This is a genomic window from Bullifex sp. (genome assembly GCF_034103065.1).
GTDB lineage: Bacteria > Spirochaetota > Spirochaetia > Sphaerochaetales > Sphaerochaetaceae > Bullifex.
Genome location: NZ_JAXEGN010000074.1, coordinates 1 through 8,787, shown reverse-complemented (window position 1 = coordinate 8,787; position 8,787 = coordinate 1). Strand labels below are relative to the sequence as shown.

Genomic DNA, 8,787 nt, shown 5'->3' with positions numbered 1-8,787 from the left:
GCTTTTGCTTCTGCTAAGGTTTCATCATATTGCTTTTGTAGTCTTTCAAGCTGTTGGTTTGCAATCTTTAAAAACTCAGGATCATTTTCAAGTGATACTGGGACGTCTTGTCCATATTGAGCTTTAAGTTGAGCTGCTTTTTGACTAAGCATTGGAGCAAATTGTTCTTTTAATTGATCTACTAGTTGTTTTCTATGTTCTGGAAATTGCTTACAAAAACCTACAATTTGATTAGCAAGTTCCATGATATTTTGATTAGAACCACAACAAAGAGAAATAAGGTATAAAATTCTTTCATATCTATCTGTAAGTACTGTATCTGATGCAAGAGTGAGATTTTGTAGTGCAGTAAGCTTTAAAGCCTTTTTTACTGCATCATCGTCATTGATAGCCTTTAAATCATCAACTAATGATTCACCTTTATTTTCTTCATCATTTAAATAAGCACCTGCACAAAGGCGAGCCTTCTTAATATTCTCATCTTTCTTTAATTTTTCTCTATCTATTTGAATATTTTCAGTTCTTTCTAAAGCTATTTCCCAAGCTGATTTTATTTTTGCCATTTTGGCCTCCAAGGACAAAGATATATGATTTTAAAAAAAAGTCAAAGATGGGAGTGGATTATTGAGCAATAAGTGATTACTCTTTTGTTATGGAAAACGAATGGATATATGCCTTAGACATTTTTGGCACTGTAATATTTGCGATCACGGGTGCTGTTAAAGGTGTTAGAAACCGCCTTGACTTCTTGGGTGTAATTGTATTTGCAATTACAGTTGGTTGTGCAGGTGGAATGGTTAGAGATTGTCTAATTGGAGCAACTCCAGTAGCTTCATTCTCTAATAGTTTATATTTAGTATCCTGCATCATAACAGGAGTATTAGTATTCTTTTTAGCTCCTTGGGTAGTTGGAAGGTGGAGAATTATTCTTTTTTGTGATGCAATAGGACTAGGTGTTTTTACTGCACTAGGTGCTCAAAAAGCTCTATCATTAGGGATTGGCCCTGTTGGACAGATTTTTGCTGGAGTAATAGGTGCTGTTGGAGGAGGTGTATTAAGAGATGTTTTTTCCAAGGAAGTTCCTGCAGTGCTTACAAGTGACTTCTATGCCTCAGCCTCAATTATTGGGGCAGTAATATTCGTTATCCTTGAGAAATGTAGCATAGCACCAATTTTAAATTTCTTTATTACTATGAGTTTTATTACTATCTTGAGACTATGTGCTATGCATTATCATATTCACTTACCTGTAGCAAGAATGGTAGGTGAGGAGAAGAAAAAATGACTGAAAAGTATTACTATGAAAAGCCATATTTAAAAGAATTAGAAGCAACCGTTACTTCTATTTGTAAAAAAGGACTTATCCTTGATAGAACAATTAGTTATCCAGAAGGAGGAGGACAACCTGGGGATAGAGGATTTATTAATGGTATTCCTTATTCTGATACCATCCATGATGGTGATGATATTATCCATATAATGTCTGATTCTTCATCTTTTAATGTTGGGGATAAAGTTACTATTCATTTAGATTGGGATCATAGATATGACTATATGCAGCAACATACTGCTCAGCATTTACTTTCTGGTATTTTGTTTAATAACTATCAAATTGGTACAGTATCTGTTCATCAAGGAGAGGATATTTTAACAATTGAAACTGATTCATCTTTTATTAGTGATGAAACACTTTTAAAGGTTGAAAGTGATGCAATTGATGCAATAAATCAAAACCATAAGGTTTATTATCAAGAAATGAGTCATAAGGAAGCTGAACAGCTTGGTTTAAGACGCTCTATAAAGGTTGATGGAGATGTAAGGATTGTTGTTATCGAAGGTGTCGACAAAATCGCATGTGGAGGCTTGCATGTAGACAAAACCTCTGAAATAAAAGAGTTAAGTTATGCAGGTTCTGAAATGATAAGAGGGCATGTTAGAACTATTTGGAGAACCGGAGATAGAGCAAGGAGAAAGCGCCTTAATGATGCTGAAAGCGTAAAAAAGATTTCAGCTCTTCTTTCAAGTCCTGAAAATAAAGTAATAAATGCTACAGAAAAACTAATTAACGAATTAAAGGATTTAAAGATTAAAAATAGGGTGCTTGAGGAAAATGCTGCTATGGATTATTTACAATCAAAGCAAGAAAACGTATTTTCTACACCTTATAGCTTAAATTCCTTTGTTCCAAATTTAAAAAGTGGTGAATATTTTATTACACATCTTGATAATGACCGCCTTGGATGGTTATTTTATGGTCTTGATAGTAGATTTAGTTTGATAAAGGCTAAATTTAAAGAACTAGGAATAAAAGGTGGTGGTAGAGAGCCTCTTTATCAAGGAGTATGTACAAGCCTTGATGAAGAGCATCTACTTGAGGAAATTAAGGAGATTCTTAATTGAAAAAAGAAGATAATAAAGATGTGCATTTACCTTGGGGTAAAATATTAATCATAGGGTTCATCCCTATGGTTTTAATTTTTGCAGGATTCTTTTATGTAGTGAAGTATATAGGTATAGATAATTATAAATGGATAGTAGATTTTGTTGATGAGAAATTCGGACTATTTGGAATTTTTATCTATGTGTATATTGTTGATCTTTTTATATTACCGCTTTCCCCTGACTTTGTTTTTCCTATTGTCGCCGCAATGGATTGGTATAAAGTAGTACCTTTGATTGGAATTGCTTCATCTCTTGGAGGTATTACAGGTTATTGTGTAGGAAGATTATTGCAGCACATTCCCTTCATTGCAAGAATTAGTATGAAAGCAAAGGATAAATGGGGCTCATACATCAAAAAATACGGAGTATTATTTGTAATACTTGCAGCCTTACTTCCTATCCCTTTTTCTACTGTATGTATTGCATCAGGGGTAATGAATTTAGATAGTAGGAAAGTTGTTCCTGCCTGCTTTGCAAGAGTAATAAGATTTGGTGTTTTCTTCTTTCTTTTTAAATTTGGATTAGTTTTAGTATAAAGTAATGGCCGCAGCTCGCGGCCAAATAATCATATTCGAGAGATGACTAAATCACAACGCTTAGAAGCATCACCAGTGTAAAGAGATGCATCCATATACTCTTTTATTTCATCTGTAGTCATGAATGCGTTAATTTCACTACGATTACATAGATAAGTAAGAAGAGGATTATCCTTTCCTGCTTGAACCTCAGCCCATGCTTTTAAGCTTTCCTCTCTAATAACCTCATGCATTTCTTGTCTATTAGCACCTCGTTTACCAAGCTCCATTAATAATCTTTCTGTTGCACTAAATAGGCCATAGGAAGCAAGTAAGCGCTCGATACCAGATTTATGAATTTGCATTCCAGAAACTACTCTATTTAAGGTACTTAAGCATTCATCTGTAGCCAAGAAACACTCTGGAAGAATTATTCTTCTATTTGCAGAATCGTCTAAGGTACGCTCTAAAAATGTTGTAACACTGTTTTGCCATGCAACATTGTATTGTGCTGAAACAAATCTTGTGAGAGAGTCTATTTTTTCACAGTTGATAGGATTCCTCTTAAATGGCATAGCAGAAGAACCAACTTGTTTTTTACCAAATGGTTCAGACCATTCTCCAATTGGAGGGGACTGCATGATTCTAAAATCAGCTGCAAATTTATACATTGTTGCACAAATAGAAGAAAGTACAGCTATTACTCTTAAATCTTGCTTTCTAGTATAAATCTGAGTTGCAGCATCATATGCTTTAATTCCAAGTTCATCCATCACTGCTTTCTCAAGCTCAATGGCAGAAAGTTCGCTTCCATTTACAAGCTCACAGTAGCTAGCTGCAGTACCAACTGCACCCTTTAACCCCTTTCCTCTAATGCTGTCAAGAACAAATTTTAATTCTTTCCTATCATCGATTAGGTCTTGAAGAGTTTGAGAAAAACGATAGCCAACAGTAGTAATTTCAGCAGGTTGAAGGTGTGTAAATGCCATGCAAGGAACATCTTTATATTCTTCAACCTTTGTTTTAAATGTGTTTATTAATTCATCAACACGAGAGATGATAATATTAAGAGCTTCCTTTAGTCTAACAGCATCCATGTTGTCTAAAATATCCATGCTAGTTGCCCCAAGGTGGATTATTGCCCCTGCATTAGGACACTGTTCTGCATAGGTTTTAATTTCTGCCATTAAATCATGCTTGATTTCATTTTCGATCTCAGTAGCTCTTGCAATATTTATATCATCTTTATGTGCTTCAAGTTCTGCAATTTGCTCGTCGGTGACTAATCCTGCTTTAGCTTCTGCCTTAGCTAAAGCAATCCAGATTCGTCTTAAAAGCTTTCTTTTATGAACCTCTGAGTAGATGTTTTTCATCTCCTCAGAGCCATAACGCCAAGTAAAAGGGGAAATAAAAGTATCGTGTGAGAATGTATTCATAGCTTCCTATCTAATAATTAATTGATCTCTTTCTGGTCCAACAGAGATATATGTGATGTGAGTATTTAACTTTTCTTCAATCATAAGAACATAATCTTTTGCTTTCTGAGGAAGTTCATCCCAAGTTCTGCACTTACTTGTATCACACATCCAGCCTTCCCATTCTTCATAAATTGGCTTAGCCTGTTCCTGAAGCTGAGTATTTGGAAGATATGTATAGTATTCTCCGTTAATCATATAACCTGTGCATACTTTAATGCGTTCAAATGTATCAAGTATATCAAGTTTAGTGAGTGCTAAATCTGTAATACCGTTCATATAGCAAGCATAGTCAGCAGCTACAAGGTCAAGCCAACCACAACGTCTTGGACGACCTGTTGTTGCACCATATTCCCCACCAAGATCTCTAAGCTTATCGCCATCTGCATCAAAGAGTTCTGTCATGTAAGGACCACCACCAACACTTGTTGAGTAAGCCTTTACTACACCAACAACCTTATTAATGTGTCTAGGAGCAATACCAGCACCAACTGTAGCACCTGCAGAGGTTGGGTTAGAAGAAGTAGTGTATGGGTAAATACCCCAGTCATTATCTCTCATAATTCCAAGCTGACCTTCTAGAAGAATCTTTTTGTTAGATTCAACAGCTTCTCTGATAATTGGAACAGTATCGATAATGTAATCACCAAATTGGTTCTTCCATTCTTTACAAACATCCATTAACTCATCAACTGTAAATGTTTTAAGACCGTAGTACTCAAGGTCTCTATTTTTCTTTGGAAGTAATAATTCAATTCTTTTTCTAAGCCAAGCTTCATCCTTTAAGTCGCCAGCACGAAGACCCATTCTTGCACCTTTATCACTATAACAAGGACCAATACCTCTCTTTGTTGTTCCAATCTTTTGATCTGAACTTCTCTTACTTTCTTCTGCACCATCAAGGAGAGTGTGGTATGGCATGATTAAATGAGCTCTTTCATCGATAAATACATTAGTAACACTTTCACCAGTTACCTTTTCAATGTTATTGATTTCTTCTCTCATAGTTGAGAAGTTAACGACAGTACCAGCACCAACAATATTCATTGTATTTTCATTAAAAACACCTGAAGGAATTATGTGTAGTGCAAATTTACCTTTATCATTTATTACTGTATGACCTGCATTGTCTCCACCTTGGAAACGGATTACAAGTTCAGCATCCTTTGCTAAATAGTCGACGACACGGCCTTTACCTTCATCGCCCCACTGAACACCTACAATTGCTGTAACATTACTCATTCTTAATTATCCTTTATCATTAAAAAGATATAGGAGGTCGAAAGACCTCCCCATAAATTATTTATTCATATTCTTAAGCATCTCTGCTTCGTTTGCAGTGTGCTCATCGATATCGATTGCATCCCATGGATATTTAATCCACATATCTTCGATTTCAAGAGCTGGATAATATCTCTTAATCTCAGGTGGGAATTCAACATCCTTCTTCTTGAGCTTGTTATGTAGTACAAGTACTGCAATCTCTTCAGGCTCGTAGCTTAATAACTCACCAACACAATACGCAAGTGTAGCTCTAGTATCATCAACTTCATCGATGAGTAAAATCTTTTTACCTTTAAGCTGTTCTGCTACTTCATCAATCCACTGAATCTTTGTAGGGTGAGTTTTATGCTTGTTATCCATTCCATAATATGAAATACCAACAGCATAAATAGGTCTGTTAATGAATGTTTTAATCATTCTTGCAGGGATAAAACCACCTGAACCAATTGCGACAATAACATCTGGATCAAAGCCACTTTCTGTTATTCTTTCAGCAAGGCCTTTTACAAGCTTGTGAACAGTGTTGTAACTAACATAGAACTTATCAGCGTCCATTATATATCTCCTTAGATTAGTGAACTGGGTACATTTCTGCAATGTAAGGAAGAGTTCTGTACTTTTCCTTATAATCAAGACCATAGCCTACTACCCAAACATCAGGAATAGTAAAGCCCATGTAATCAAGTTTTAAATCTATCTTATGTCTTTCAGGTTTATCAAGGAAGGTTGCAATCTTAACACTCTTTGCACCTCTAGTTGAGAAGTTTCTTTGAAGGTAAGCAAGGGTATTACCACTATCAAGAATATCTTCAACGATTAATACATCTCTACCAGCCATATCCTCTCTGATATCCATGAGCATTCTTACGTTGCCTTGAACTTCACCTCTATTTCCATAAGAGGAAATTGCAATAAAATCTACAACATGAGGAATTGTAAGCTTTCTACAAAGATCTGAAAGGAAAATAAAAGAACCTTTTAATACTCCAATAAGAATTAAAGGTTCTTTAATATCTCTATAGTCGTGATTAATCTGAGCAGCTAATTCTGTTACTCTGCGATTGATTGTATCAGCGTCGATTAAAACTTGAGCTAAATCCTCTGTTAGTGGTGGGATTGTAAGTGATTTCGCCATTGAAAAACTCCTAAAGATTATTACAGAGCTTATGATATTGAAAAAAAATTATTTATAGAAGAGTAAAAAGCACTTAGTTTTTTAGAATTATTCAGACTTGCCTTGCTAATGATGCTATCTCAGGTGTAATATAATTACATCTTTTGAAAGACTCTACATCTGGGGAAAGTTAATGCATAATAAAATTGATATTCTAAAGGGGATGTATCTATCTCGCTTTTTTGAAGAAAAACTACAAAACCTCTTTGCTGAGGGTGCCCTGTATGGCACTACTCATTTAAATATAGGTCAAGAAGCTAGTCACTTTGGACTATGTCTTGCATTAGATTCAGCTGACTGGATAGTTCCAACACACCGTACTCATGGTTTCAATATTGCAAAGGGCTCATCAATTTTTAAAATGTTTTCTGAAATGCTTGGAAGTAAATATGGCCTTTGTAAAGGACTAGGTGGGTCAATGCACATGACCGATAAAGAAACCTGTAATGCAGGCTCCTCGGCAGTAGTTGGATCAGGAATAGCAATTGCTTCAGGTATTGCATTTGCTCTTAGAAGAGAGAATAAGAAGCAAATAGCCGTTGCTATTATGGGTGATGGAGCAACTAGTAGAGGTGTTACCCACGAGTGTATGAATCTTGCTTCGGTTTGGAACTTACCTGTAATGTTTTACTGTGAAAATAACCACTACGGTATGTCTGCTTCTGCAGAAAGAATGATAAGTACCTCAGATATATCATCTAGAGCTAGTGGTTATTCGATGAAGTCGTTCAAGTGTGATGGTAATGATTTCGATGCTGTTTTTGATACCGTTAAAAAGGCAAGAAGTTACATGATTAGTAACAGTGAGCCAGTCTTTGTAGAGGTAAATACATATCGCTATTGTGGACACTCTAAAAGTGATTCAAGAGTTTATCGAAGTGCAGAAGAAGAAGCTATTTGGAGAGAAAAGGATCCATTAGTTTTGTTTGAAAGAAGTCTTTCATTAGATAAAAGTACAATTAGAAAGCTACGCTTAGAAGTAAAAGAATTTGTCGAAGCTGAATTTAATAAGGCTTATGAAAAGAAAGATGAAATCTTAACTTTAGAAGAAACTAAAGAGCTAGTATATGGAAAAGCTCCTGATATTCCTATCAGAAAAAGTGGTATGCATCCATCTACATATCGTTTAGCTATAAGAGAAGCTCTCTCTGAAATCCTTCAAGATGAAAAAGCAACATTAATTGGTGAGGATGTTGGGGTATATGGTGGATGCTTTGGGGTTACTGGTGATTTGTACAAAGAGTGTGGTGACCATATTTTGGAAACTCCTGTAAGTGAAGAAGCCTTTACTGGTATTGCAGTTGGTGCTGGTATAATGGGTCAAAGAGTAATTGAAGAGATTATGTATGGTGATTTCTTAACACTAGCAAGTGATGGACTAATTAACCATGCTGCTAAGATGAGATATATGTCTGCAGGTCAATTAAGTTGTCCAATGGTATTACGTACCCCAATTGGATCTGGAACAGGTCATGGTTCACAGCATACGCAATCACTTGAAGCAATGTTTTTAAATATCCCAGGTATTAAAGTTGTTGCACCTTCTGATCCATTCACAGCAAAAGCTTTGCTGAAGAGTGCATACTTAGATCCTGATCCTGTACTCTTCTTAGAGCATAAGGCTTTATATGGTAGCTCAGGGGAGTGTGGAGATGTATATTCTTCATTCCCGATTGGTAAGGCTCAGGTATTAAGAAGTGGAGATGAGTTAACGGTTATTTCCTATTCTAGGGCAACGTTAACTGTTCGAAAGGCCTTAAGTGAGGTGTCCCGTAGTGTAGATCACATTGATTTAGTATCACTTAGACCAATCGATTTTGAGACAATAAAAAAGAGTGTGTTAAAGACAGGAAAGGTAATATTAGTTGAGGATCCAACTTTCTTTGGTTCTGTTATG

General features: G+C 35.7%; 9 protein-coding genes. 4 read left to right on the top strand and 5 right to left on the bottom strand.

Annotated features, from left to right (window positions below; translation table 11 throughout):
* Positions 1-563 (bottom strand): DUF6657 family protein (locus SOY52_RS03250; protein ID WP_320847550.1); only part of this gene is annotated, 563 nt, incomplete at its 3' end.
* Between the two features lie 89 nt (positions 564-652).
* Here SOY52_RS03250 and SOY52_RS03245 point away from each other — a divergent pair.
* Genes SOY52_RS03245 through SOY52_RS03235 form a run of 3 tightly spaced genes read left to right on the top strand, consistent with a single transcriptional unit; the run spans position 653 to position 2,978 of the window.
* Complete coding sequence (locus SOY52_RS03245; RefSeq protein ID WP_320847549.1) at positions 653-1,285, top strand: trimeric intracellular cation channel family protein; 633 nt, start codon at positions 653-655, stop codon at positions 1,283-1,285.
* Positions 1,282-2,400, top strand: coding sequence for an alanyl-tRNA editing protein (locus SOY52_RS03240; protein WP_320847548.1), 1,119 nt, complete (start codon positions 1,282-1,284; stop codon positions 2,398-2,400). The genes SOY52_RS03245 and SOY52_RS03240 overlap by 4 nt, the downstream gene beginning before the upstream one ends.
* The gene (locus SOY52_RS03235; protein WP_320847547.1) at positions 2,397-2,978 is read left to right on the top strand and encodes a YqaA family protein; all 582 of its coding nucleotides are present in this window, start codon (positions 2,397-2,399) and stop codon (positions 2,976-2,978) included. The genes SOY52_RS03240 and SOY52_RS03235 overlap by 4 nt, the downstream gene beginning before the upstream one ends.
* A gap of 29 nt (positions 2,979-3,007) precedes the next feature.
* Here the strand turns inward: SOY52_RS03235 and purB are convergent, their stop codons facing one another.
* From purB to hpt, 4 genes are read right to left on the bottom strand one after another with little or no spacing between them, the layout of a single operon-like run.
* On the bottom strand, positions 3,008-4,393 hold the full coding sequence (purB, locus tag SOY52_RS03230) for an adenylosuccinate lyase (protein WP_320847546.1): 1,386 nt from the start codon (positions 4,391-4,393) through the stop codon (positions 3,008-3,010).
* 6 nt (positions 4,394-4,399) lie between these two features.
* Positions 4,400-5,674 carry an adenylosuccinate synthase gene (locus tag SOY52_RS03225; protein WP_320847545.1) on the bottom strand — a complete coding sequence of 425 codons (1,275 nt, stop codon included), beginning with the start codon at positions 5,672-5,674 and terminating at the stop codon, positions 4,400-4,402.
* A gap of 57 nt (positions 5,675-5,731) precedes the next feature.
* A complete protein-coding gene (locus tag SOY52_RS03220; RefSeq protein ID WP_320847544.1) occupies positions 5,732-6,271 on the bottom strand; it encodes a phosphoribosyltransferase in 540 nt (179 codons plus the stop codon).
* Positions 6,272-6,287: 16 nt separating this feature from the next.
* Positions 6,288-6,851, bottom strand: coding sequence for a hypoxanthine phosphoribosyltransferase (gene hpt / locus SOY52_RS03215; RefSeq protein ID WP_320847543.1), 564 nt, complete (start codon positions 6,849-6,851; stop codon positions 6,288-6,290).
* Positions 6,852-7,023: 172 nt separating this feature from the next.
* On the opposite strand from hpt, the gene SOY52_RS03210 reads away from it, so the two are divergent.
* The coding region (locus tag SOY52_RS03210; RefSeq protein ID WP_320847542.1) for a thiamine pyrophosphate-dependent enzyme at positions 7,024-8,787 on the top strand (1,764 nt) is incomplete at its 3' end.